Below are 23,275 nucleotides of genomic sequence, written 5' to 3'. Positions count from 1 at the left end.
CACGGCGTCACCGGGTCACGGCGTCACCGGCGGGAAGTCCGCGGTCCCGGTGGTGCGCACCACCGGGCTGCGGTCGGGCGTGAGGTGGACGACCAGGTGGCGGCGCCACCGCTCGTCGTCCCGGTCCGGGTGGTCCTCGCGCCAGTGGCAGCCCCGGGTCTCCTCGCGGGCCAGGGCGGACGCGGCCAGGACCCGGGCCACGCACAGCAGGTTGGTGGTCTCCCAGGAGTCCACGCCCGGCTCGGCCGCCTTGCGGTCGTCCTCGGCGCCCTGCCGGAGCGCTTCGAGGGCGTCGGTGGCGGCCGTCAGGCTCGCGGCCGACCGCAGCACGCCCGCGTACCGGGTCATGATCCGCTGGATGTCGCGGCGGGCCTCGGGCGCGATCAGCGTCAGCACCGCGCCCGCGGCCCCGGTGCGCGCCACGCCCTCGCGGTGCGGGCCGTGCTCGGCGAGGTCCGCGGCGATCCGCTCGGCGAAGACCAGGCCCTCCAGGAGCGAGTTCGAGGCCAGCCGGTTGGCGCCGTGGACGCCCGTGCAGGCCACCTCGCCGCAGGCGTACAGGCCGGGGACGGTGGTGCGGCCGCGCAGGTCGGTGCGGACGCCGCCGGAGGCGTAGTGCGCGGCCGGGGCGACCGGGATCGGGTCGGTGACCGGGTCGATGCCGTGCGCCCGGCAGGCGGCCAGGATCGTCGGGAAGCGCTGCTCCCACATCTCGGCGCCGAAGTGCCGGGCGTCCAGGTACATGTGCTCGGCGCCCTGCTCCCGCATGCGGCGGGTGATCGCCTTGGCGACGATGTCCCGGGGCGCCAGCTCGGCCAGCTCGTGCTGCCCGAGCATGAACCGGACGCCGTCCGCGTCGACCAGGTGCGCGCCCTCGCCGCGGACCGCCTCGGAGACCAGCGGCTGCTGGCCCTCGGCGCCGGCGCCGAGGAAGAGCACCGTCGGGTGGAACTGCACGAACTCCAGGTCGGAGACCTCGGCCCCGGCGCGCAGCGCCAGGGCGACGCCGTCGCCGGTGGAGACGGGCGGGTTGGTGGTGGCGGAGAAGACCTGGCCCATGCCGCCGGTGGCGAGGACCACGGCGGGGGCGCGGACGGCGCCGACGCCGTCGTGCTGGCCCTCGCCCATGACGTGCAGGGTGACGCCGGACGCGCGGCCCTCGTCGTCCTTGAGGAGGTCGAGCACCAGTGCGTGCTCGACGGTGCGGATCCCCCGCGCGCGGACCGCCTCGACCAGGGCGCGGGAGATCTCCGCGCCGGTGGCGTCGCCGCCCGCGTGGGCGATCCGGCGGCGGTGGTGGCCGCCCTCGCGGGTGAGGGAGATCTCGCCGTCGGAGGTGCGGTCGAAGGCCGCGCCGGTGGCCATCAGGCGGCGGACGGCGTCCGGGCCCTCGGTGACGAGGAGGCGGACGGCCGGCTCGTCGCAGAGCCCGGCACCGGCGACGAGGGTGTCGTCCAGGTGCTGCTCGGGGGTGTCGCCCTCGCCGAGGGCGGCGGCGATGCCGCCCTGGGCCCAGCGGGTGGAGCCGTCGTCCAGGTTGGCCTTGGTGACGACGACCGTGCGGAGCCCGGCGGCCTCGCAGCGCAGGGCGGTGGTCAGCCCGGCGACGCCGGAGCCGATCACCACGACGTCCGCGTCGACGGCCCAGCCCGGCTCGGGTGCGTGCAGTCGTATTCCGGTCACGAGGCGGCCCCCTGGGTGGCTCCGAAGCGCAGTGGAAGGTTGTCGATCAGTCGGGTGGTGCCCACGCGCGCGGCGACCGCCAGGATCGCCTCGCCCCGGTGGCCGTCCCCGACCTCGGTGAAGTCGGCGGGATCGATCAGGGCCAGGTAGTCGAGGACCAGCGGCGGCTCGGCCTTCGCCGCCTCGTCCAGGACGGCACGGGCCGCGGCCCGCACGGCGTCGGCGCCGCCGCCCTCGGCCGCCTGCGCGACCGCGTGGGCGTCGGCGGCGGCCCGGGCCTCGCCGATCCGGGACAGCGCCTCCGCGCGCCCGGGGTCGGCCGGCAGCGCGACGGCGCGCGCGTGCAGGGCCTCCTGCGCGGCGAGCCGGTCGCGGCCGGCGAACAGGGCCGCGGACAGGGCGAGGGCGGTCCGCCGCTCGCCGGGCGACAGGTAGCGGTTCCGGCTCGACAGGGCGAGGCCGTCGGCCTCGCGGACCGTCGGCACGCCGACGATCTCCACCGGGAAGTTCAGGTCCTGCGCCATGCGGCGGATGACGGCCAGCTGCTGGGCGTCCTTCTGGCCGAAGAACGCCAGGTCGGGCGAGGTCAGGTGGAGCAGCTTGGCGACGACGGTGAGGACGCCGTCGAAGTGGCCGGGCCGGGAGGCGCCCTCCAGGCGGTCGCCCATGGGCCCGGCGGTGATCCGGACCTGCGGCTGCCCGCCGGGGTAGACCTCCTCGGCCGAGGGCGCGAAGACGGCGCTTGCTCCGGCCGCGAAGGCCAGCTCCAGGTCGGCGTCGAGGGTGCGCGGGTAGCGGTCGAGGTCCTCGCCCGCGCCGAACTGGAGCGGGTTCACGAAGACCGTGACGACGACGAAGCCGTCGGGCCCGACGCGCTCGCGGGCGGCCCGCACCAGGGTCGCGTGGCCCTCGTGGAGGGCGCCCATGGTCATGACGACGGCGTTGTGCCCCGGCTCGCCGCCGAAGTGCGCGCGCGCGTACTCCAGGTCCTCGACCGTGGAGACCAGCTCCGCGGGCGCGTGGCGCCGGGCACCCTTCCGGTCGGACAGGCTCATCGGTCGTCTCCTCGCGGCCCGTCGGCGGGGCCGGTCGTGTCGGCTGGGAGGTCGGCGGCGAGGACTCCCAGCAGGTCCTGGGCCAGCTCCGGTTTGAGCAGCCCGTGCGCGAGCGCCCGGTCGGCGGTGGTGCGGGCCATCGCCAGATAGCCGTCGACGGTGCCGGGGGCGTGCTTGCGCAGCTCGGCCACGTGGGCGGCGACCGTGCCGGCGTCGCCGCGCGCGACCGGGCCGGTCAGGGCCGCGTCGCCGGACCGCAGCGCGTTGTCCAGCGCGGCGCCCAGGAGGGGGCCGAGCATCCGGTCCGGGGCGGCCACCCCGGCGGTGCGCAGCAGCTCCATCGACTGGGCCACCAGGGTGACCAGGTGGTTCGCGCCGAGGGCGAGGGCCGCGTGGTAGAGCGGCCGGGCCTCCTCGGCGATCCACTCGGGCTCGCCGCCCATCTCGATGACCAGCGCCTCGGCGGCGAGCCGCAGCTCCTCGGGGGCGGTCACCCCGAAGGAGCAGCCGGCCAGCCGCTGCACGTCCACGGCCGTGCCGGTGAAGGTCATCGCCGGGTGCAGGGCCAGCGGGAGCGCGCCCGCGCGGCGGGCCGGGTCCAGGACCCGCGCCCCGTACCGCCCCGAGGTGTGCACGATCAGCTGGCCGGGCCGGACGGCGCCGGTCCCGGCGAGTCCTTCGACGAGGCCCGGCAGGGCGTCGTCGGGGACGGTGAGCAGGACGAGGTCGGCGAGGGCGAGCACCCGCGCGGGCTCCACCACGGGGACGCCGGGGAGCAGGTCGGCGGCCCGGCGCCGGGAGGCGTCGGAGACCGCGGAGACGGCGACCGGGCGGTGTCCGGCGAGCCGGAGGGAGGCGGCGAGCGCGGGGCCGACGCGGCCCGCGCCGACGACTCCGACGGTGAGGCGGGCGGGCCGGTCCTCGGCCCTGGGTTCTGGCGCTGCTGGTGCGTTCACGGTGGGTACGGCCTTCCCGTTCCAGTCCGCGGCGGGTACCGGACGATTTCTGGTCATGCTACGCCAGCGTTTCGCCCTCCTTCCGGCTGTCCACAGGCCGCGGCGCGGCCCTGGGGGACGGTGTGATGATCTGTCCATGAATGTGGATCAGGTGTCATCGGGAACGACCGGTGAGGCGGCCGGCCGGGCCGCCGGGGAGACGTCCGGCGGGGTCGCCGGAGGGGTGACGGACGAGGACGCGGCGCGCCGGCACCGGGCACGGGTGTGGGGCGGGGCCGCCCGTTCGCTGTGGCGGCCGTCCGTGGAGGGCACGGTCGGCGGCCGGCTGCGGGCGCTCGCCGGGTGGATGGAAGCGGCGGGCCTCGCGGACGCGTCCGTCGACGTGTACGGCGACGGCCTCGTGGAGGAGCTGGAGGAGCGGACCGCCGCCGAGCTGGGGATGCCCGCCGCGGTCTTCTTCCCGACCGGCACCATGGCCCAGCAGGTGGCGCTGCGCTGCTGGGCGGGGCGGACCGGCAGCCCGGTCGTCGCCCTCCACCCGCTCGCCCACCCCGAGGTCCACGAGGGCGGCGCCCTGGGGGCCGTGTCGGGGCTGCGGACGGTCCACCCGACCGACGCGCCCCGGCTGCCGACGGCCGAGGAGGTGCGGGACCACCCGGAGCCCTTCGGGACGCTGATGCTGGAGCTGCCGCTGCGGGACGCGGGCTTCGTGCTGCCGTCCTGGGAGGAGCTGACCGCGGTCGTCGACGCGGCCCGCGAGCGGGAGGCCGTGGTCCACTTCGACGGCGCCCGCCTGTGGGAGTGCCCGACGCATTTCGGCCGCCCGCTCGCGGAGGTCGCCGGGCTCGCGGACAGCGTCTACGTGTCGTTCTACAAGTCCCTCGACGGCATGTCCGGGGCCGCCCTCGCCGGGCCGGAGGACCTCGTGGAGGAGGCGCGGGTCTGGCGCCACCGGTACGGGGGACAGCTCTTCCAGCAGTACCCCGTCGCGCTGTCCGCGCTGCGCGGCCTGGACGTCGAGCTGCCCCGGCTGCCCTCGTACGTGGCCCACGCGCGCGTGGTCGCCGACGCGCTGCGCGGGGCCTTCGCGGAGACGGCCGGCCGGGCGGGCGGTCCCGGCTGGTTCCGGGTGCACCCGGAGGTGCCGCACACCCACCAGTTCCAGGTGTGGCTGCCGTACGAACCGGACGTCCTCACGGCGGCCGCGCTGGCCCAGACCGAGCGGACCGGCGTCTGCCTCTTCCGCCGCTGGTTCGCCCCGGGCGCGGGCGGCCCGCCGGGCACCGCCGTCACCGAGGTGACGGTGGCGGCGGCGGCCCTGGACTGGACGGCCGAGGAGGTCGGGGCGGCCGCCCGGGACTTCCTGGCGTCCGTCGGGGGCTGAGGGCGGGGGCGGGCGCACGGGACCTCCCGGCGTCCGCCGAAGGCGGGGGCCGGCAGCCGGCGCCGGCCCGTCCGGTCCGGCCCGGTCGGTGCCGCTCAGGGCCGCTCAGGGCCGCTCAGGGCCGGGGTGCCCAGCCGTTCGCCGCCCGGCTTCGGGCGAGGCGCGCCGCGGCCCGGGCCGGAGCCGTACGGAAGCGACCGGGAACGGGAGAACCCGGAACGGGGGAACCGGGGACGGGAGAACCCGGGACCGGGGAACCGGGGCGGCGGGACCGGTCGGGGCCCGCGCGGCGCGGTACCGGTCGTAGAGGTCGCGCAGGACGGCCGCGTCGTGGGTGCCGGGGGCGGGCGGGGCGGGCTCGCCCCGTCGCGCGGCCCGGTGGCTGTCGAGGAGGTGCTGCCACAAGGCGTCCACGGGGCCGCCCTGGGTCCCCGCCGCTCCGCCCCGCGCCCCGATGGACGGCCCTCGTCGATCGGGGCGACGGCGCCCCGGGGGCATCCCGCACCATGGGGACGTGAGCGTGACCATCGACATCACCGGAGTACCGCCGGAGCGGATCGTCTTCAGCCCCTCGCCGCTGGCCGAGCTGGGCAACGCCGTCCACGTCCTGGCGGAGCCGGGGCACCACCCCGGGCACCACGCGTGGGCGACGGCGACGGCGGCCGCGCTGGAACCGGGCCTGGCGGACCGGCTCCTGGAGGCGGACTTCATGTGGCGGTCGACGCGGTCCGACTTCCTGATGCCCCCGCGGCCCCGGGAGACCCTGGCCGAGGAGCTCGACGACCTCGACCGCATGGACGACGAGAAGTTCGTCGGGGCCGCCCTGGAGATCTCGTGCAGCCCCCGCTACGCCCGGGGCGGCATCCCCTCGCCGCTGGTCGACGAGCGGTCCGCGCGGCGGGCCCTGGACCTGGCCGCCGCGCGCGGCCCGCGCCAGGCCGCGTTCGCGGAGCGGATGCTCGCCGCGCCCACCGCCACGCGCGCGTGGATCCGGCGTCTCCTGGAGGACTGCGACGAGGCGTTCTTCGCCGACACCTGGCGCCGGATCCGGGTCCAGCTCGCCGCCGACGCCCGGCACAAGACGGAGCTGATGCGCCGCAAGGGGCTGGCCGACGCCCTCGCGGACGCCTCGCGGGCGCTGCGCCTGGAGGAGGACCCCGACGGCAGCCGGATCGTGGTCGACAAGCTGATGGAGGCCCGGACGGCCGCCCCCGCCGACGCCGTGACGCTGCTGCCGAGCGCCTTCGGCCGGCCGCACCTCATCGCCCTGTACTCGCCCGGCTGGCAGCCGGTGATCATGTATCCGGCGGCCAGTCGCGAGGTCGGCGTCCCGGAGTCCGTGGAGACCGTGCGGCTGCGGCTCGACGCCCTCGCCCACCCGGTGCGGATGCGGATGTGCCGGAGCCTGGCGCGCGGCCCGTACTCGACGAGCGAGCTGGCCGACGCGTACGGCATCACCGCCCCCGAGGTCTCCCGCCACCTCGCGGTGCTCCGGCGGGCCGGGCTGCTGACCACCCGCCGCCGGGGCCGCTACGTCCTGCACCAGCTCGACTTCTCCGCCGTGTCCCGGCTGGGCAGCGACTTCCTGGAGTCGGTGCTGCGCTGACGCGGCGGGGCGGCGGGGCGGCGGGGTCAGTCGAGGCGGAGGTGGGCGAGCCCCACCCTGATCCGCCGCAGCCGGTGCCGCAGCGGGCCGTCGGTGTTCGGCGCGAGCCGCAGCCCGGCGAGGTCCGCGACCCGGTCGGCGACCTGCGGGACGGTGAGGTCGTCGGTGCGCAGGTGGTGGGCGAACTCCGGGGCGGCGAGGGCCGTCAGGCAGGCGTCCAGCCGCGCCACGGCGAAGCTCTCCCGCTTCAGGCCGCGCCCGAGGCCCCGCTCGGCGAGCCGCCCGAGCACCGTCTCCCGCCGGGCGAGCAGCGCGACGTGCCGCACCCGCTCCTCGCCGTGCGCCTCCCGCAGCCGTCCGACGGTCTCCGCGAAGTACCCGGGGTCCACGACCGTCATCGGCACCAGGACCGGCCCGTCGTGCCGCCGCAGCGCCAGGTCCAGCACCTCGTGCACGCCCCGCCGCCAGGCCGGCAGGTCCTGGAAGTCGCCGCGCAGCTCCGGCGGGAGGGTGCGGTGCAGCCCGAAGCCGATGTGCTCCGGGTCGCAGACGACGCTGCCCGGCAGGCGCCGGAGCAGTTCGTGGGCGGTCTGGGTCTTGCCGCCGCCGAAGGGGCCGTTCAGCCAGACCAGCACCTCAGCGCCCGCCGCCGCCCGCGCGGACCAGGCCCGTCTCGTAGGCGAGGACGACGACCTGGACGCGGTCGCGGAGGGACAGCTTGGTGAGGATGCGGCCCACGTGGGTCTTCACAGTGGCCTCGGAGAGGACGAGGCGGGCGGCGATCTCGCCGTTGGAGAGGCCCTGGGCGACGAGGAGCATGACCTCGCGCTCGCGCTCGGTCAGCTTCCCCACCTCGGCGTGCTCGGGGTCGCGCCCGGAGGAGGGGAGCATCGGGGAGAAGCGGTCGAGGAGCCGGCGGGTGGTGGAGGGGGCGACGACGGCGTCGCCGCTGTGCACCGAGCGGATCGCGGCCAGCAGCTCGGCCGGCGGCACGTCCTTCAGCATGAAGCCGCTCGCGCCCGCCTTCAGGCCGGAGAAGGCGTACTCGTCGAGGTCGAAGGTGGTCAGGATCAGCACCTTCGGGGCGTCCGGCCCGGCGCAGATCCGCCGGGTCGCCTCCACCCCGTCGAGGCGCGGCATGCGGACGTCCATGAGGACCACGTCGACGGCGGTGGAGCGCAGCACCTCCAGGGCCTCCGCCCCGTCGCCCGCCTCGGCGACGACCTCCATGTCCGGCTGGGCGGCGAGCACCATGCGGAAACCGGTGCGGAGCAGCACCTGGTCGTCGACGAGCATCACGCGGATGGACATGGGGTTCCTTCGGTGGGTGGGGACGGGGCTCGGGCTTTCAGTGTGCGGGCTTGAGCGGCAGCAGGACGCTGATCCGGAAGCCCCCGCCGGGGCGCGGGCCCGCGTCCAGGGTGCCGCCGACCATGCCGACCCGCTCCCGCATGCCGATCAGGCCGTGGCCGCGGCCGTCGGCGCCGCCGTCCTCGTACATCTCCTGGGGCGCCCCCCGGCCGTCGTCCTCGACGAGCAGGCCGAGGCCGTCGTCGAAGTAGACGAGGCGGACGCTGGCGCCGGCGTCGGGGCCGCCGTGCTTGCGGGTGTTGGTGAGGGCTTCCTGGACGATGCGGTAGGCGGTCAGGCCGACGCCGGTGGGCAGCTCGCGCGGGGTGCCCTCGACGGCGAGGTCCACGGTCAGGCCGGCGCCCCTGACCTGCTCGACGAGCTCCTCGATCTGCTCCACGTCGGGCTGGGGCACGTACTCCCCCGCCTCCTGGTGTTCGCCGGTGCGCAGGATGCCGAGCAGCCGGCGCATCTCGGCGAGCGCCTGCCGGCCGGTGGTGGAGATGGTCTCCAGGGCCTGCTTGGCGGTCTCGGGGGAGGCGTCCATGACGTAGGCGGCGCCGTCGGCCTGGACGACCATGACGGAGACGTTGTGGGCGACGACGTCGTGGAGCTCGCGGGCGATCCGGGCCCGTTCGGCGGCGACCGCGACCTTGGCCTGGGCCTCGCGCTCCTTCTCCAGGCGGGCGGCCTTCTCCTCCAGCTGCGCGAAGTAGGCGCGGCGGGTGCGCAGGGAGTCGCCGAGGACCCAGGCGAGGGCGAACGGCACGGACATGATGACCGTGAAGAAGACCTGGGCGGGGACCGAGACGTTCCCCTCCAGGGGCCATCTCAGCTGGGAGAGCGGGGCGGCGCACAGGCCGCCGGCGAGGGCGACGCGGGAGGCCCAGCGGGGGCCGTCGTGCGCGGCGACGGTGAAGATGATGACGAGCATGGCGAAGTCCGCCATGAACGGCGCGAGGTCGAGGACGAGCTGGACGACGCCGAGGGCGACGGCCAGGACGAGCATCCGCTCGGGCGCCCGCCGCCGCAGGGCGACGACCAGGGAGTACAGCACGGCGACGGCCCCGTAGCCGACGGGGTCGCCGAGGGACGGGGTCACCGACCCGATCCACAGCAGGGACATCCCGAGGAGGACGACGGCCCAGAAGACGTCGACGCCCGTCGGGTGGCTGCGGAGGAAGTCGTAGAGGCGCTGCACGTAACCCAGAGTAGGGAAAGGGCGGGGGCGGGGGATCAACCGTGGGGCCGATCCTCACGGCGGGACCCGTACGCCCGGGGGTGGAGACTGGGGCGCGTGACGGATGAGGTGACGGACGGGACGGGACGGCCGCCGGGCGGGGGGCCGGAGTACGTACGGGAGGACGGGGCCCGTGGGGCCTCCCGGGGCGCGCGGACGGAAGGGCCGGAGTGGCGGGGGTGGCGGGAGGCCACCGAGCGGGCGCTGTACGGCCCCGGGGGCTTCTTCCTGCGTCCCGAGGGACCGGCCGGGCACTTCCGCACCTCGGTGCACGCCTCGGCGCTCTTCGCGGGGGCGGTGGCCCGGCTGCTCGTCCTGACGGCGGAGGAGCTGGACACCGACGAGGTGACGCTGGTGGACGTGGGCGCGGGCCGGGGCGAGCTGTCGGCCGGGGTGCTCGCGGCGGTGCCGGCGGGGCTGCGGGTGCGGGTCTGCGCGGTCGAGCGGGCCGCCCGGCCGGCCGGGCTCGACCCCCGGGTGGAGTGGACCGGCCGGCCGCCCGAGGGGGTGCGCGGCCTCCTCTTCGCGAACGAGTGGCTGGACAACGTCCCGGTGGACGTCGCCGAGGCCGACGGGGACGGCACGGCGAGGTACGTGGAGGTGCGCGCCGACGGTGCGGAACGGCTGGGCGCGCCGGTGACGGGCGCGGACGCGCGGTGGCTGGACCGCTGGTGGCCGCTGTCCGGGCCGGGCGCGCGGGCGGAGATCGGCCGGCCCCGGGACGAGGCGTGGGCGGCGGCCGTCGGCTGTCTCGCGGCGGGCCGGGCGGTGGCCGTGGACTACGGGCACGTACGGGGCTCCCGGCCGCCCTTCGGCACGCTGACCGGCTTCCGCGCGGGCCGCGAGGTCGCGCCGGTCCCGGACGGCGGGAGCGACCTCACCTCGCACGTGGCGATGGACGCCTGCGCGGCGGCGGTCCCCGCGCGCGCGGCGGCCGAGCTGACGACCCAGCGGGAGGCGCTGCACGGGCTCGGGGTCTCGGGCTCCCGGCCGCCGCTCGCGCTCGCCTCGACCGACCCCGCCGGGTACGTGCGGGCGCTCGCCGCCGCCGGGGAGGCGGCCGAGCTGACCGCCCGCGGGGGTCTCGGCGACTTCCTGTGGCTGAGCCAGCGGGTGTGAGGGCCGGTTTCCCCAGGGCGGGGGGTCTCCCCGGGCCGGTGGTGCGCGGGCCGGGTCGTCCACGGGCCGGGGGCTCGCCCGTGGGAGGGGCGTCCGGCGGGGGATACTGTCCGGCATGACGGAGACCACGGTCGGCATCGGCGGCGCGGCGGAGAGCACCGACATGGTGCTGAACATCGGCCCGCAGCACCCCTCCACGCACGGCGTGCTCCGGCTGCGGCTCGTGCTCGACGGCGAGGTGATCCGGCAGGCGGAGCCGGTCGTGGGCTACATGCACCGGGGGGCGGAGAAGCTCTTCGAGGCGCGGGACTACCGCCAGATCGTCATGCTGGCCAACCGGCACGACTGGCTGTCCGCCTTCTCCAACGAGCTCGGCGTGGTGATGGCCGTCGAGCGGATGCTCGGCATGGAGGTGCCGGAGCGGGCGGTGTGGCTGCGGACGCTCCTGGCGGAGCTGAACCGGGTCCTCAACCACCTGATGTTCCTGGGGTCGTACCCGCTGGAGCTGGGCGGGATCACGCCCGTCTTCCACGCCTTCCGGGAGCGCGAGGAGCTCCAGACGGCCATGGAGGAGGTCTCCGGCGGCCGGATGCACTACATGTTCAACCGGGTCGGCGGCCTCAAGGAGGACCTGCCGGCGGGCTGGCTCGGCCGGGCCCGGCAGGCGGTGGCGTCCGTGCGGTCCCGGATGGACGTCTACGACCGGCTGGTGCTGGGGAACGAGATCTTCCGGGCCCGCACGCGCGGGGTCGGCGTCCTGGACCGGGAGACCGTGCACGCCTTCGGGGTGTCCGGTCCGATCGCCCGCGCCTCCGGCGTCGACTTCGACCTGCGGCGCGACGAGCCCTACCTGGCCTACGGGGAGCTCCAGGACACCCTGCGGGTGGTGGTCCGCGAGGACGGCGACTGCCTCGCCCGCTTCGAGTGCCTCCTGGAGCAGACGCACAACGCCCTGGAGCTGGCCGACGCCTGTCTGGACCGGCTGGCCGAGCTGCCGCAGGGGCCGGTCAACCAGCGGCTGCCGAAGGTGCTGAAGGCCCCGGAGGGACACACGTACGCCTGGACCGAGAACCCGCTCGGGCTGAACGGCTACTACCTGGTGTCGAAGGGCGAGAAGACGCCGTACCGGCTGAAGCTGCGCTCGGCCTCGTACAACAACATCCAGGCGCTGGTGGAGCTGCTGCCGGGGACGCTGGTCGCGGACATGGTCGCGATCCTGGGGTCGTTCTTCTTCGTCGTCGGCGACATCGACAAGTAGGGCGGGCGGCACGGCGAAGGCCCCCCTCCCGGAGGAGGGGGGCCTTCGCTCGGAGTCACCGGTTGACGGCCCCGCGGAGTTCGGCGACGTCGAGCTGCTCGGTCTCGTCGTGCGCCGTCAGGTCGATGACCTGGCCGATCGGACCGGCCGCCGACGGGCGGGCCACGACGGGCCCATCGGCATCGGCGTCGGCGGGCGCGCCGGCCGGGGTCCCCCCGGCGGGGGCGGGCGGCGGGACCGGGGTCAGGAGCGCGGGCCGGACGGCCGCCGCGCGGGCCTCCTCCAGGACCTCCTCGCCCACCACGTCGGCGAGGTCGGTGTCCTGGACGGCCTCGATGGCCGCCGCCTTCTGCGTGCCGAAGAAGTCGAAACCGCCCTCGGTGCGCGGGACGGGACGGCGGGCCGCGTACGGGACGATCGCGCTGGCCGCCGGGACCGCCGGGGTCCGGTCCTGCTCCGGGGGCGCCGGGGCGAGGGCCTTCGTGCCGGTGGCCGGGGCGAGGGCCGCCGGGGCGTCCTGGCCGGCCGGGCGGGCGTGCTGCTCGGCGGCGTGCCGGCCGCGCGGCTCCTCGGTCTCGGCGGCGCGCTCGGCGAGGTCGCGGGCGCGGGCCGCCTCCGCGGTGCGGCGCGCCCGCTGGGCGGCGGCGTTGCGGGGCAGGTCGCGCAGGGCCTCGGCGGCGGCGCGGTACGCCTCCGGGGTGGGCGCCGGACCGGCGGCGGTCAGCTCCTTGGGGGCGTCGGCCTTCGCGCGGGCCAGGACGCGGCGGCCTTCCAGGGCACTGGCCCGCTCGGTCTCGGCGGTCGCGTAGCGGCGCAGCAGGTCGGCGTGCTCGCCGCGCAGCCCGGCCAGTTCGACGCGCTTGGCGCGGAGCTTGGCGTCCAGGCGGATGCGCAGGGCGCGGGACTCCTCCAGGTCCGCCTCCAGTTCGGCGAGGCGCTCCTCGGCCTTCCACTGGTCGGCGGTGCGGGCGCGGGTCAGTTCGGCGACCTGGTGGCCGGCGCTGCGGTCCCAGCCGCGCATGAGGACGGCACCGGTGACGGCGGCGGCCGCCGCCGCGACGGCGAGCAGCCGCACGACCACGAGTTCCCCGGGGATCCAGGCGGCCGCGGCGCAGACGACCGCGGCGCCGGCGACCGCGGAAGGCGGCATCAGCTTGTGCAGAGGCGGGGAATGGCGGTGACGTCCACGTGGCATGGCCTGAAATTTACCGTGCGTAGGGACGGCGTGGGGGGTCGGCCCGGCAATCTCTTGGCCACTTCTCGACGACGGAATCGGCGAGACCGCGTTCCGCTTCCGCTTCGGACCGACTTCCCCTCTCCGGCGCCTACTTGCCGACCAGCCCCTTCTCCTTCAGATAAGCGGCGGCGACGTCCTCCGGCTTCGCCCGCTCGGCGTCGACCTTGCGGTTGAGTTCGGCGAGATCCGCCGTGGTCAGCACCTTGGTGATCTTGTCGAGGGCGGCGGCGACCTCGGGCGTCCCGGCCTCCTTCTCGTTCACCACCGGCAGCACGTTGTCGGCGTTCTGGAGCTTCTTGTCGTCCGTCAGGAAGACCAGTCCGAAACTCTCCACCGTGGCGTCCGTGGTGGTGGTCAGGACCAGCTGGTCCACGCCGTCCGCGACGGCCTGCTTGGCCTGCGGGGTGCCGACGCCCTTGGGGTCGATCCCCGTCACGTCGATGCCGTAGGTCTTCTTCAGACCGGGGGCGCAGAAGGGGCGGACCGCGCATTCGTCGCCCGCCGCGATCTTCACCCCGATCTTCGCCGCGCCGAGATCGGAAAGGGTGGTGAGCTTGTTCTTCGCGGCGAATTCCTTCGACACCGCGAAGGCGTTCTGGTCGACCGCCTCCCCCGCTTCCAGGACCTTCAGTCCGCGCGGCTGCGCGAGCGTGCGGAGCGCGTCGACGGTGGCCTTCACGTCACCGGAGGCGACCGGCTTCTCCTCGGGCGCCTTCGGGCCGTTCGCCTTCGCGTTGAGGAATTCCGCGAGCGTCGCCGCGTATTCCGGTACGACGTCGATCTCGCCCTTCTCCAGGGCGGGTTCGTAGAGCTCCCGGTTCTTCACGGTGGTGACCGAGGTCGTGTACCCCGCGTCGCGCAGCACCTGCGCGTACAGCTCGGCGAGCACCTTCGACTCGGTGAAGGCGGCGGCGCCCACCACCAGGGAGCCCTTGCCGCCGCCGGAGCCGCCGGAGGTCTTCTCCTTGCCCTGCTCCAGGCTGTCGCCGCCGCAGGCGGCGAGGGAGACGGCCAGCGCGGCGGCGCCCAGCAGCGCGCCCGTGGCGCGCGAGATCCTGTTCACGAGTTCAGCCCTTCGCTTTCGGTGTTCGGTACGTCATGTGCGGGGCGTCCGGGGCGGCCGGGGCACCAGGAGCCGGTCCAGGCCCACGAGGAGCCCCTCCACCACGAGGGCGAGCAGCGCCACCAGCACGGCGCCCGCCACCACCTGCGCGGTGTCGTAGAGCGCGAAGCCGGCCGTGATGATCCGGCCGAGGCCGCCCTGGCCGACCATGGCGGCGATGGTCGCGGTGGCGACCACCTGCACGGCGGCGGACCGCACCCCGGTCATCACCACGGGCGCGGCGAGCGGGAGTTCGACCCGGGTGAAGACCTGGCCGCCCGTCATCCCCATGCCCCTGGCCGCCCGGACGGCAGCCCGGTCCACCTCGCGCACGCCCACGTACGCGTTGGTCAGCAGCGGCGGCACCGCGAAGAGGACCAGGGCGGTCACGGTCGGCACGTAGCCCGCGTTCCGCAGCGGGGAGACCATGAAGAGGGCGAGGACGGCGAAGACCGGGACCGCCCGCCCCACGTTCGACACGTTGACCGCCAGCGCGCCGCCGCGGCCGAGGTGGCCGAGCCACAGCCCGAGCGGCAGCGCGACCGCGCCGGCGATCAGCAGCGCGAGCCCGCTCACGTAGGCGTGCTCCGCGAGGCGGGCGGCGACGCCCTCCTCCCCGGTCCAGTGCGCGCCGGTGGTGAGCCAGGTCCACGCGTCCGTCACGACCCCCACCTCACCCACCCCCCGGCGCGCCCCGGTCCCGGGCCCAGGGCGTCAGCAGCCGCTGGACGCCCAGGAGCAGCAGGTCGGCGACGACGGCGAGGAGCACGCAGAGCACGGAGGCGGCGAGGACCTGCGCCTTGAAGAAGGTGGGGAGGGCGTCCTCGATGAGGTTGCCGAGGCCGCCGCGGCCGACGACCGAACCGATGGTGGTGAGGGCGATCGTGGAGACGGTGGCCATCCGGACGCCGGCCATCAGGACCGGCAGGGCGAGCGGCAGTTCGACCTGCCAGAGCAGGCGCCAGGGGCCGAAGCCGAGGCCGCGGGCGGCCTCCCGGGTCTCGGCGGGGACGGCTTCGAGGCCCGCCAGGGCGTTCCGCACCAGGATCGTCAGGGCGTAGAGCACCAGGCCGGTGACGACGAGGGCGGAGGAGAGTCCGAAGACGGGCAGCAGCAGCGAGAACATGGCGAGCGACGGCACCGTGTAGAGCAGGGTGGTCAGACCGAGGACCGGGGCGGCGAACCGCGGGCGGGCCCGGACGAGGAGGGCGAGCGGCAGGGCGACGAGCAGCGCGATCGCCACGGAGGCGGCGGTGAGGCCGACGTGCTGGACCAGGGCGTCGGTCAGCTCCCCGCGGCGGGTGCGCAGGTACTCCCCGCAGACCCAGTCGTTGGCGACCAGGCAGTTCGACGGGCTCATCCGGACCTCCCCCCAGGCCGTCGCTAGAACGCGTGTCTGACGACCCTAACCCCCGCCACCGACAACGGGGCGGCATCCGGAGCCCGCGCCGCCGATCCGCCACGTCGCGGCAACACGGCCTTCACACACGCCGGGTGAGGAGGGGACAGAATGGGCCCATGATCCGGTTCGAACAGGTGACCAAGCGCTATCCGGACGGCACCACCGCGGTCGACGACCTCTCGTTCGAGGTCGCCGAGGGGGAGCTCGTCACGCTCGTCGGCCCCTCCGGCTGCGGCAAGACGACCACGATGATGATGGTGAACCGGCTGGTCGAACCGACCTCCGGACGCGTCCTCGTCGACGGCCGGGACGTCGCCGGGGTGGACCCGGTCGCCCTGCGCCGCAAGATCGGCTACGTCATCCAGCAGGTCGGGCTCTTCCCCCACCGCACGGTCCTCGACAACACCGCGACGGTCCCCGCCCTGCTCGGCTGGAAGAAGGCCGCGGCACGCGCGCGCGCCGCGGAACTCCTCGAACTCGTCGGCCTCGACCCCGCCGTCCACGGCCCCCGCTACCCCGCCCAGCTCTCCGGCGGGCAGCGCCAGCGCGTCGGCGTGGCCCGCGCCCTCGCCGCCGACCCGCCGGTCCTCCTCATGGACGAGCCCTTCGGCGCCGTCGACCCGGTCGTCCGCGAACGGCTCCAGAACGAGTTCCTCGCCCTCCAGGCCACCGTCCGCAAGACCGTCCTCCTCGTCACCCACGACATCGAGGAGGCCGTCCGGCTGGGCGACCGCATGGCCGTCTACGGGCAGGGCCGCATCGAGCAGTTCGACACCCCGGCCACCGTGCTCGCCGCCCCCGCCACCCCGTACGTCGCCGACTTCGTCGGCGGCGACCGGGCCCTCAAGCGGCTCGCGGTCACCCCCGTCACCGCCGGGGACCTCGACCCGCTGCCGGCCGGCACGCCCGCCCCCGCACCCCGCTCCGTACCCCTCGGGGGCAGTCTCAAGGAGGCGCTCGCGCTGCTCCTCCAGGAGGACTCCGGGCACCTGACCGTCACCGGCGCCGACGGGGCGCCGCTCGGCACCCTCACCCCCGCCGGGGTCCACCGCGCCCTGCGCCGCGCCACCACCGGGACCGACGCCGGATAGGCCCCCGGTCAGTCCGCGCGGAGCTTCCCGCTCATCCACACCAGGCCGGGCGGGATCTCCCGGTTCCAGGTGGTGAAGTTGTGCCCGCCGCTCTCCAGCGTGATCGAGGAGACCCGCGCCGGGCTCCTCACCTTGGCGATGAAGTCCCGCGTCCCCTTCAGGTTCCCCTCGCCGGACCGCGACGTCGTCACCAGGAACGAGGACGCGGGCTGCGGCCGGTGGTCCAGGCTCCACAGCAGGTCCGCGCGCTGCCGCAGCCCCCGGTCGCCGTGGAACAGGTCGCCCGTCGTCACGTCCTCCGCCGCCTTGTAGTACGCGGAGAAGCCCGCCCCGGCCGCGAACCGGTCCGGGTGGTGCAGCGCGATCTTCAGGGCGCAGTAGCCGCCCGTCGAGTTCCCCATGAAGCCCCAGTTCCGGGGCTTCGTCCCCACCCGGTACGTCTCCGAGACCGCCCGCGGCAGGTCCTCGGCGAAGAAGGTCTCCGTCCGCGGGCCGCCCGGCACGTCCACGCACTCGGTGTCCCTCGGCGGCGCCACCGTCGGCCGCAGCATCACCAGGACCATCGGCTGCATCCGGCCCTCCTTCGCCTGGAGGTACGCCGTCCGCGGGTACTTCAGCCCCTTGATCAGGTTCTCCGCCGTGCCCGGATACCCCGTCAGGACCACCGCCGCCGGGAACGTCCGCTTCGCGTACCGCTCCTGGAAGTACTCCGGCGGCAGGTAGACGAAGGCCGGCGAGGTGATGCCCGACCGGTCGCCCCGGACCACCACCTGCTGGATCTGCCCGCCCACCGACGGCCGCGCGCCGCCCGGCACGTCCAGGGCCCGCTTCCCCACGACGCGGACGTCCTTCGAGGCGGCGCCGTGGTCGACGACCACCCCCATCTCCTGCTCCTGGCCGAAGAGGTCCGCCCACGAGCCGTAGAAGAGGAAGGAACGGTTCGCCGCCAGACCCACCGCCGCGAACAGCGCCAGCTGCGTCGCCAGCAGCAGCCCGACCCGGCCGGCCACCGGCCGCCAGCCCCGCCGGGCCAGCCGGGGCCACAGCAGCACCGTGACCGAGAACAGCACGACGGCCGCCGCCACCGCCGTGACGAGCGTTGTGCCGCTGGTGAGACCCATGAGACGTCCGAACCTTCCTCGTCTTCCGACTTCCCGGACGTCCCGACGACTTCCTGAGAATTTCCCGTACCCGGATGAACCCGACCCCGCCCGGCCCCGTCCTAAGGAACGCCCCGGCCCGGGGCCGGAAATCGACCACGGAAGCACGGGAAGCGCGGGAAACGATGTCTGTCACGGTAGATGGGGACAAAACATCATCGGTTCCGGTTCGGGTCCGGCGAATTCTGAACGGCCCCGCCCCGGAGAGGGTCCCCTCCCTCATCGGCACCGGCTGCGCCCTCGTCGGGCTCCTCGACGTCGCCGCCGGGGTCTTCCCCCGCTTCCGCGCCAGCCGCGTCCACGCCCTCGCCGAGATCCTGCCCGGCACCCTCGGACCGCTGTCCGCCGCCGTCTCCCTGAGCGCCGGCGTCCTGCTGCTCCTCCTCGCCCACGGCCTCAAGCGCCACAAGCGCCGCGCCTGGCGGGCCGTCGTCCTCCTCCTGCCGCTCGGCGCCGTCGCCCAGTTCGTCTGGCGGCACTCGGTCCTCGGCTCGCTGCTCTCGCTCGGCCTGCTCCTCCTGCTGCTGCGCCACCGCGCCCAGTTCGCCGCCCTCCCCGACCCCCGCAGCCGCTGGCGCGCCCTCGCCAACTTCGTCGTCATGGGCGCCGGATCCATCGCCCTCGGCCTCGTCGTCGTCAGCGCCCACCCCCGCCGCGTCGTCGGCGACCCCAGCCTCACCGACCGCCTCGAACACGTCCTCCTCGGACTCCTCGGCGTCGAGGGCCCCGTCGCCTACACCCACGGGGTCGACTGGACCGTCGGCTACTCCCTCGGCGCCCTCGGCATGCTCACCGCCCTCACCACCCTCTACCTCGCGCTCCGCCCCGAACACCCCGCCGCCCGCCTCAGCGACGAGGACGAGACCCGGCTGCGCGAGCTCCTCGAACGGCACGGCGGCCGCGACTCCCTCGGCCACTTCGCCCTCCGCCAGGACAAGGGCGTCGTCTTCTCCCCCAGCGGCAAGGCCGCCGTCTGCTACCGCGTGGTCTCCGGCGTCATGCTCGCCAGCGGCGACCCCATCGGCGACGTCGAGGCCTGGCCCGGCGCCATCGAACGCTTCATGGACGAGGCCCGCGCCCACTCCTGGACCCCCGCCGTCATGGGCTGCTCCGAGACCGGCGGCCAGGTCTGGACCCGCGAGACCGGCCTCGACGCCCTCGAACTCGGCGACGAGGCCGTCATCGACGTCGACGCCTTCTCCCTCTCCGGCCGCGCCATGCGCAACGTCCGCCAGATGGTCAAGCGGATCGAACGCGGCGGCTACACCACGCGCGTCCGCCGCGTCCGCGACCTCGACGACGAGGAACTCGACCGGGTCCGCGAAGCCGCCGCCGCCTGGCGCGGCACCGACACCGAGCGCGGCTTCTCCATGGCCCTCGGCCGCATCGGCGCCCCCGGCGACGGCGACGCCGTCATAGCGACCGCCCACCTCGCCACCCCCGAGGGCGAGGCCCCCGGCCCCTACGGCGACCTCAAAGCGATGATCCACTTCGTGCCCTGGGGCGCCGACGGCATGTCCCTGGAGCTCATGCGCCGCGACCGCACCGCCGACCCCGGCATGAACGAGCTGCTCATCGTCGCCGCCCTCCAGGCAGCCCCCGGCCTCGGCATCCGGCGGGTCTCCCTCAACTTCGCCATGTTCCGCTCCGCCCTCGCCCGCGGCGAGCGGATCGGCGCGGGCCCCGTCCTCCGCCTCTGGCGCGGCCTCCTCCTCTTCCTCTCCCGCTGGTTCCAGATCGAGTCCCTCTACAAGTTCAACGCCAAGTTCCAGCCGCGCTGGGAACCCCGCTTCGTCGTCTACCGCGCCGGCCGCGACCTGCCCCGCATCGGCCTCGCCGCCATGCAGGCCGAAGGCTTCCTCACCCTCGCCCTGCCCCGCCCCTTCGCCCGCCGCCGCCCCGCCAGGGCCCCCCGGCCCTGCGCCCACGCCGTGCCCGTGCGGGGCGCCCGCGACCACGAGATCAGCCCGGCCTGAAACCGCCCCCCGCCCCGCCGGGCCCTACGCTGGTCATATGAGTACGACGATCGACCGGGGCGCTCCCCTCGGCCTTCCCGAGTGGGACCGCTGCGCGGTCATGGGCGTGGTCAACGTGACCCCGGACTCCTTCTCCGACGGCGGCCGCTGGTTCGACACCACGGCCGCCGTCAAGCACGGCCTCGACCTCGTCGCCCAGGGCGCCGACCTCGTCGACGTCGGCGGCGAGTCCACCCGCCCCGGCGCCACCCGGGTGGACGAGGAGGAAGAGCTCCGCCGGGTCGTCCCCGTCGTCCGCGGCCTCGCCGCCGAAGGCGTCACCGTCTCCGTCGACACCATGCGGGCCTCCGTCGCGAGCGCCGCCGTCGCGGCGGGCGCCGCCCTCGTCAACGACGTCAGCGGCGGCCTCGCCGACCCCGGCATGGTCCCCGCCGTCGCCGCCGCCGAGGTCCCCTTCGTCGTCATGCACTGGCGCGGCTTCAGCCAGGACATGAATGGCCTCGCCGTCTACGAGGACGTCGTCACCGAGGTCGTCACCGAGCTCCGCACCCGCATGGAGGCCGTCGTCGACGGCGGCGTCGCCCCCGAGCGGATCGTCATCGACCCCGGCCTCGGCTTCGCCAAGCTGGCCCCCCACGACCTCGCCCTCGTCGCCCACCTCCCCGAGCTGCGCGCGCTCGGCCGCCCGCTCCTCGTCGCCGCCTCCCGCAAGCGGTTCCTGGGCCACGTCCTCACCTCGCGCCCCGGCGCCGCCCCGCCGCCCGCCCGCGAGCGCGACGCCGCCACCGCCGCCGTCTCCGCCCTCGCCGCCCACGAGGGCGCCTGGGCCGTCCGCGTCCACGAGGTCCGCGCCACCGCCGACGCCGTCCGCGTCGCCCGCGCGGTCGAAGGAGCCCGGTGACCGCCGGGCACGAGGCCGGCCGGACCGCCGCCGACCGGACCGCCGTGGAAGCCGCCAACACCGCCTTCTACACGGCGCTGGAGGAGGGGGACTTCGACGGCCTCGAAGACCTGTGGCTCGACGACGGCGGCGGCACCGGCGTCTCCTGCGTCCACCCCGGCTGGCCCGTCCTCACCGGCCGCGCCGAGGTGCTCCGCTCGTACGCGCTGATCATGGCGCACACCGACTACATCCAGTTCTTCCTCACCGACGTCCGGACCTCCCTGGCCGGCGACACCGCCCTCGTCACCTGCACCGAGAACATCCTCAGCGGCGGCCCCGCCGAGGACGGCGCCGAGCTCGGCCCCCTCGTCGGCCAGCTCGTCGTCGCCACCAACGCCTTCCGCAGGACCCCCGACGGGTGGCGGATCTGGTCCCACCACGCCTCCCCCGTCATCGCGGGACCCGACGACGACGCACCCCCCGGACCCCCCTCCGACGACGCGGGAGGCTCCGCCTGACGGGCCCCGACAGCAAGCGCTGTCGGAGGCCGCAGGTAGATTCGACGGAGGACACCGGCCGTCCGCACCCGGCCACGTGCCCCTCACCACTACGACAGCAGGAGTGATTCGCGTGGATCGTGTCGCGCTGCGCGGCCTCAAGGCCCGAGGTCACCACGGCGTCTTCCCCAAGGAGCGCGAGGAGGGGCAGACCTTCATCGTGGACCTGGTCCTCGGCCTCGACACCCGCCCGGCGGCCGCCGACGACGACCTCACCAAGACCGTCCACTACGGCGTCGTCGCCGAGGAGGTCGTCGACGTGGTCCAGGGCGAGCCCGTGGACCTGATCGAGACCCTCGCCGAGCGCATCGCCCAGCAGTGCCTCAGCCACGCGGGCGTCCAGGAGGTCGAGGTGGTCGTCCACAAGCCGGACGCCCCCATCACCGTGCCGTTCGACGACGTGACCGTCACGATCACCCGGAGCCGTCGATGAAACCGAACCAGAGCGACCCCACCGTCCAGCCCGTGCCGGCCTCCGTCGTCGCCACCGTCGACGCCGCCGACACCACCCTCTCCAACCCCCGCTGGGCCGTCGTCGCCCTCGGCGCCAACCTCGGCAACCGCCTGGAGAACCTCCAGGGGGCCGTGGACGCCCTCGGCGACACCCCCGGCCTCCGGGTCAAGGCCGTCTCCCCCGTCTACGAGACCGAGCCCTGGGGCGTCGAGGCCGACAGCCAGCCCGCGTACCTCAACGCGGTCGCCCTCGTCCGCACGACCCTGCCGCCCTCCTCGCTCCTGGAGCGCGCCCAGGCCGTCGAGGAGGCCTTCCTCCGCGTCCGGGACGAGCGCTGGGGCGCCCGCACCCTCGACGTCGACATCGTGGCGTACGCGGACGTCGTCTCCGACGACCCGGTCCTCACCCTCCCGCACCCCCGCGCCCACGAGCGGGCCTTCGTGCTGGCCCCCTGGCACGACGTGGACCCGGAGGCCCTGATCCCGGGCCGCGGCCCCGTGGCGGCCCTGCTGGCCGAGACCGGGCGCGCCGGCCTCACGCCCCGCCCCGACCTGGAACTCCGCCTGCCCGAGTAATCGTTACGCTACGTGGCAGACCGCCCGCGACCACGTGAAGGACACCCGGTGAAACAACTGCGGCTCAAGGTGCTCGCCGGACTCTTCCTGGTCGCCGGCGTCCTGTCCTGGGGCGGTGCCCGCCTCTGGGACTCCGTCGGCACGCTCCCCAGCGTGCCGCTCGCCGCGCCCGTCGTCCTCGCCGTGATCGCGGTGGTCCTCACCGCGACGGCCCTCTCCCTCCGGGCCCGTCTCAGGGCCCAGCGCGAGCGCCGTCCCGGCGCCAAGGGCGTCGAACCCCTGATGGCCGCCCGCGCGGTCGTCTTCGGCCAGGCCAGCGCCCTGGTCGCCGCCCTCGTCGCCGGCCTCTACGGCGGCGTGGGCGTCTTCCTCCTCGGCTCCCTCGACGTCCCCGCCCGCCGCGACCAGGCCCTCTACGCCGCCGCCGCGGTCGTCGCCGCCTTCGCCGTCATCGCCGCCGCCCTCTTCCTGGAACGCGTCTGCCGGCTCCCGGAGGACGACGAAGGCCCGGGCGGGGCCCGGGCCTGAGTCCGTCGCGGGAGGGCGTCAGCGCGCCATGATGAGGCTCATCGCCTCGGCGCGGGTCGCGGGGTCGCGCAGCTGGCCGCGGACCGCCGAGGTGATGGTCTTCGCGCCCGGCTTGCGGATGCCGCGCATCGACATGCACATGTGCTCGCACTCGAAGACCACGATGACGCCGCGCGGCTCCAGGATCTCCATCAGCGAGTCCGCCACCTGGGTGGTGAGACGTTCCTGCACCTGGGGCCTGCGGGCGTAGACGTCGACGAGCCGGGCCAGCTTCGAGAGCCCGGTGATCTTGCCGGTGGTGGACGGGATGTACCCCACGTGCGCCACCCCGCGGAACGGGACGAGGTGGTGCTCACAGGTCGAGTACACCTCGATGTCCTTCACCAGGACCATCTCGTCGTGGCCCAGGTCGAACGTCGTCGTCAGGACGTCCTCGGGCTGCTGCCACAGCCCGGCGAAGATCTCCTTGTACGCCCGCGCCACCCGCGCCGGCGTCTCGCGCAGGCCCTCGCGGTCCGGGTCCTCGCCGACCGCGATGAGGAGCTCCCGTACGGCGTTCTGGGCGCGCTTCTCGTCGAACTCGCCGATCGTGCCTTCGCCGTCCAGCGTCACCGGGTCGGTCATCTGTGCCTCGTTCCGTCTGTCTGACAGGGCGCGAA

The 23,275-nt window shown here is 75.2% G+C and carries 23 protein-coding genes; 11 read left to right on the top strand and 12 right to left on the bottom strand.

From position 1 onward, the window contains the following. Positions 1-15 precede the first annotated feature (15 nt). Genes IE326_RS13960 through IE326_RS13950 form a run of 3 tightly spaced genes read right to left on the bottom strand, consistent with a single transcriptional unit; the run spans position 16 to position 3,694 of the window. On the bottom strand, positions 16-1,683 hold the full coding sequence (locus IE326_RS13960) for an L-aspartate oxidase (RefSeq protein ID WP_150229051.1): 1,668 nt from the start codon (positions 1,681-1,683) through the stop codon (positions 16-18). Beyond that, positions 1,680-2,738, bottom strand: coding sequence for a pantoate--beta-alanine ligase (panC, locus tag IE326_RS13955; RefSeq protein ID WP_190041658.1), 1,059 nt, complete (start codon positions 2,736-2,738; stop codon positions 1,680-1,682). The genes IE326_RS13960 and panC overlap by 4 nt, the downstream gene beginning before the upstream one ends. Next, positions 2,735-3,694 (bottom strand): Rossmann-like and DUF2520 domain-containing protein, encoded by a 960-nt coding sequence (locus tag IE326_RS13950; protein WP_190041657.1) that lies wholly within the window; start codon positions 3,692-3,694, stop codon positions 2,735-2,737. The genes panC and IE326_RS13950 overlap by 4 nt, the downstream gene beginning before the upstream one ends. Positions 3,695-3,830: 136 nt before the next feature. On the opposite strand from IE326_RS13950, the gene IE326_RS13945 reads away from it, so the two are divergent. Together IE326_RS13945 and IE326_RS13940 are read left to right on the top strand one after the other, a co-directional pair. Beyond that, positions 3,831-5,078: a threonine aldolase family protein gene (locus tag IE326_RS13945; protein ID WP_150229058.1), complete on the top strand. Its 1,248-nt coding sequence runs from the start codon at positions 3,831-3,833 to the stop codon at positions 5,076-5,078. Positions 5,079-5,592: 514 nt separating this feature from the next. Then, positions 5,593-6,684, top strand: coding sequence for a DUF5937 family protein (locus IE326_RS13940; protein WP_229915327.1), 1,092 nt, complete (start codon positions 5,593-5,595; stop codon positions 6,682-6,684). A 26-nt stretch (positions 6,685-6,710) separates the two neighbouring features. On the opposite strand, the gene IE326_RS13935 is transcribed toward IE326_RS13940, so the two are convergent. From IE326_RS13935 to IE326_RS13925, 3 genes are read right to left on the bottom strand one after another with little or no spacing between them, the layout of a single operon-like run. Next, positions 6,711-7,319, bottom strand: a complete 609-nt coding sequence (locus IE326_RS13935) for an AAA family ATPase (RefSeq protein WP_150229061.1) — start codon at positions 7,317-7,319, stop codon at positions 6,711-6,713. A gap of 1 nt (position 7,320) precedes the next feature. Then, entirely contained in the window at positions 7,321-7,995 is a 675-nt protein-coding gene (locus tag IE326_RS13930) for a response regulator (RefSeq protein WP_190041655.1), read from the bottom strand. A 37-nt stretch (positions 7,996-8,032) separates the two neighbouring features. After that, the gene (locus tag IE326_RS13925; RefSeq protein ID WP_190041654.1) at positions 8,033-9,235 is read right to left on the bottom strand and encodes a sensor histidine kinase; all 1,203 of its coding nucleotides are present in this window, start codon (positions 9,233-9,235) and stop codon (positions 8,033-8,035) included. A 243-nt stretch (positions 9,236-9,478) separates the two neighbouring features. Between IE326_RS13925 and IE326_RS13920 the strand changes: the two genes are divergently transcribed. Beyond that, positions 9,479-10,393: an SAM-dependent methyltransferase gene (locus IE326_RS13920; RefSeq protein ID WP_229915461.1), complete on the top strand. Its 915-nt coding sequence runs from the start codon at positions 9,479-9,481 to the stop codon at positions 10,391-10,393. 115 nt (positions 10,394-10,508) lie between these two features. Further along, complete coding sequence (locus IE326_RS13915) at positions 10,509-11,651, top strand: NADH-quinone oxidoreductase subunit D (RefSeq protein WP_150229067.1); 1,143 nt, start codon at positions 10,509-10,511, stop codon at positions 11,649-11,651. Positions 11,652-11,706: 55 nt separating this feature from the next. Here the strand turns inward: IE326_RS13915 and IE326_RS13910 are convergent, their stop codons facing one another. The 4 genes from IE326_RS13910 to IE326_RS13895 all read right to left on the bottom strand — a co-directional run bounded on the left by IE326_RS13910 (position 11,707) and on the right by IE326_RS13895 (position 15,350). Further along, positions 11,707-12,846 carry a coiled-coil domain-containing protein gene (locus tag IE326_RS13910; protein WP_190041652.1) on the bottom strand — a complete coding sequence of 380 codons (1,140 nt, stop codon included), beginning with the start codon at positions 12,844-12,846 and terminating at the stop codon, positions 11,707-11,709. A gap of 130 nt (positions 12,847-12,976) precedes the next feature. Beyond that, entirely contained in the window at positions 12,977-13,951 is a 975-nt protein-coding gene (locus IE326_RS13905) for an ABC transporter substrate-binding protein (protein WP_150229071.1), read from the bottom strand. 33 nt (positions 13,952-13,984) lie between these two features. Next, complete coding sequence (locus IE326_RS13900) at positions 13,985-14,662, bottom strand: ABC transporter permease (protein WP_150229073.1); 678 nt, start codon at positions 14,660-14,662, stop codon at positions 13,985-13,987. A 1-nt stretch (position 14,663) separates the two neighbouring features. Beyond that, positions 14,664-15,350, bottom strand: coding sequence for an ABC transporter permease (locus tag IE326_RS13895; protein ID WP_150229075.1), 687 nt, complete (start codon positions 15,348-15,350; stop codon positions 14,664-14,666). Between the two features lie 158 nt (positions 15,351-15,508). Here IE326_RS13895 and IE326_RS13890 point away from each other — a divergent pair, with 158 nt between their 5' ends. Continuing rightward, positions 15,509-16,483, top strand: a complete 975-nt coding sequence (locus tag IE326_RS13890) for an ABC transporter ATP-binding protein (protein ID WP_190041651.1) — start codon at positions 15,509-15,511, stop codon at positions 16,481-16,483. 8 nt (positions 16,484-16,491) lie between these two features. Here IE326_RS13890 and IE326_RS13885 read toward each other — a convergent pair whose 3' ends face one another. Beyond that, positions 16,492-17,604 carry an alpha/beta hydrolase gene (locus IE326_RS13885; RefSeq protein WP_190041650.1) on the bottom strand — a complete coding sequence of 371 codons (1,113 nt, stop codon included), beginning with the start codon at positions 17,602-17,604 and terminating at the stop codon, positions 16,492-16,494. A gap of 164 nt (positions 17,605-17,768) precedes the next feature. Here IE326_RS13885 and IE326_RS13880 point away from each other — a divergent pair, with 164 nt between their 5' ends. The 6 genes from IE326_RS13880 to IE326_RS13855 all read left to right on the top strand — a co-directional run bounded on the left by IE326_RS13880 (position 17,769) and on the right by IE326_RS13855 (position 22,616). After that, the gene (locus IE326_RS13880) at positions 17,769-19,619 is read left to right on the top strand and encodes a phosphatidylglycerol lysyltransferase domain-containing protein (protein WP_190041649.1); all 1,851 of its coding nucleotides are present in this window, start codon (positions 17,769-17,771) and stop codon (positions 19,617-19,619) included. A gap of 37 nt (positions 19,620-19,656) precedes the next feature. Beyond that, positions 19,657-20,520, top strand: coding sequence for a dihydropteroate synthase (gene folP / locus IE326_RS13875; RefSeq protein ID WP_150229083.1), 864 nt, complete (start codon positions 19,657-19,659; stop codon positions 20,518-20,520). Further along, the gene (locus IE326_RS13870; RefSeq protein ID WP_190041648.1) at positions 20,517-21,020 is read left to right on the top strand and encodes a nuclear transport factor 2 family protein; all 504 of its coding nucleotides are present in this window, start codon (positions 20,517-20,519) and stop codon (positions 21,018-21,020) included. Before folP ends, IE326_RS13870 begins: the two co-directional genes overlap by 4 nt. 112 nt (positions 21,021-21,132) lie before the next feature. Then, a complete protein-coding gene (folB, locus tag IE326_RS13865; RefSeq protein WP_030495863.1) occupies positions 21,133-21,492 on the top strand; it encodes a dihydroneopterin aldolase in 360 nt (119 codons plus the stop codon). After that, positions 21,489-22,088, top strand: a complete 600-nt coding sequence (gene folK / locus IE326_RS13860) for a 2-amino-4-hydroxy-6-hydroxymethyldihydropteridine diphosphokinase (RefSeq protein ID WP_150229087.1) — start codon at positions 21,489-21,491, stop codon at positions 22,086-22,088. The genes folB and folK overlap by 4 nt, the downstream gene beginning before the upstream one ends. 48 nt (positions 22,089-22,136) lie before the next feature. Continuing rightward, the gene (locus IE326_RS13855; protein WP_150229088.1) at positions 22,137-22,616 is read left to right on the top strand and encodes a DUF3180 domain-containing protein; all 480 of its coding nucleotides are present in this window, start codon (positions 22,137-22,139) and stop codon (positions 22,614-22,616) included. An 18-nt stretch (positions 22,617-22,634) separates the two neighbouring features. Here IE326_RS13855 and folE read toward each other — a convergent pair whose 3' ends face one another. Further along, positions 22,635-23,240 carry a GTP cyclohydrolase I FolE gene (gene folE / locus IE326_RS13850; protein ID WP_150229090.1) on the bottom strand — a complete coding sequence of 202 codons (606 nt, stop codon included), beginning with the start codon at positions 23,238-23,240 and terminating at the stop codon, positions 22,635-22,637. Between the last annotated feature and the right edge of the window lie 35 nt (positions 23,241-23,275).

Source organism: Streptomyces filamentosus (assembly GCF_014654895.1).
Lineage (GTDB): Bacteria > Actinomycetota > Actinomycetes > Streptomycetales > Streptomycetaceae > Streptomyces > Streptomyces filamentosus.
This window is presented reverse-complemented; position numbering and strand designations above follow the sequence as displayed.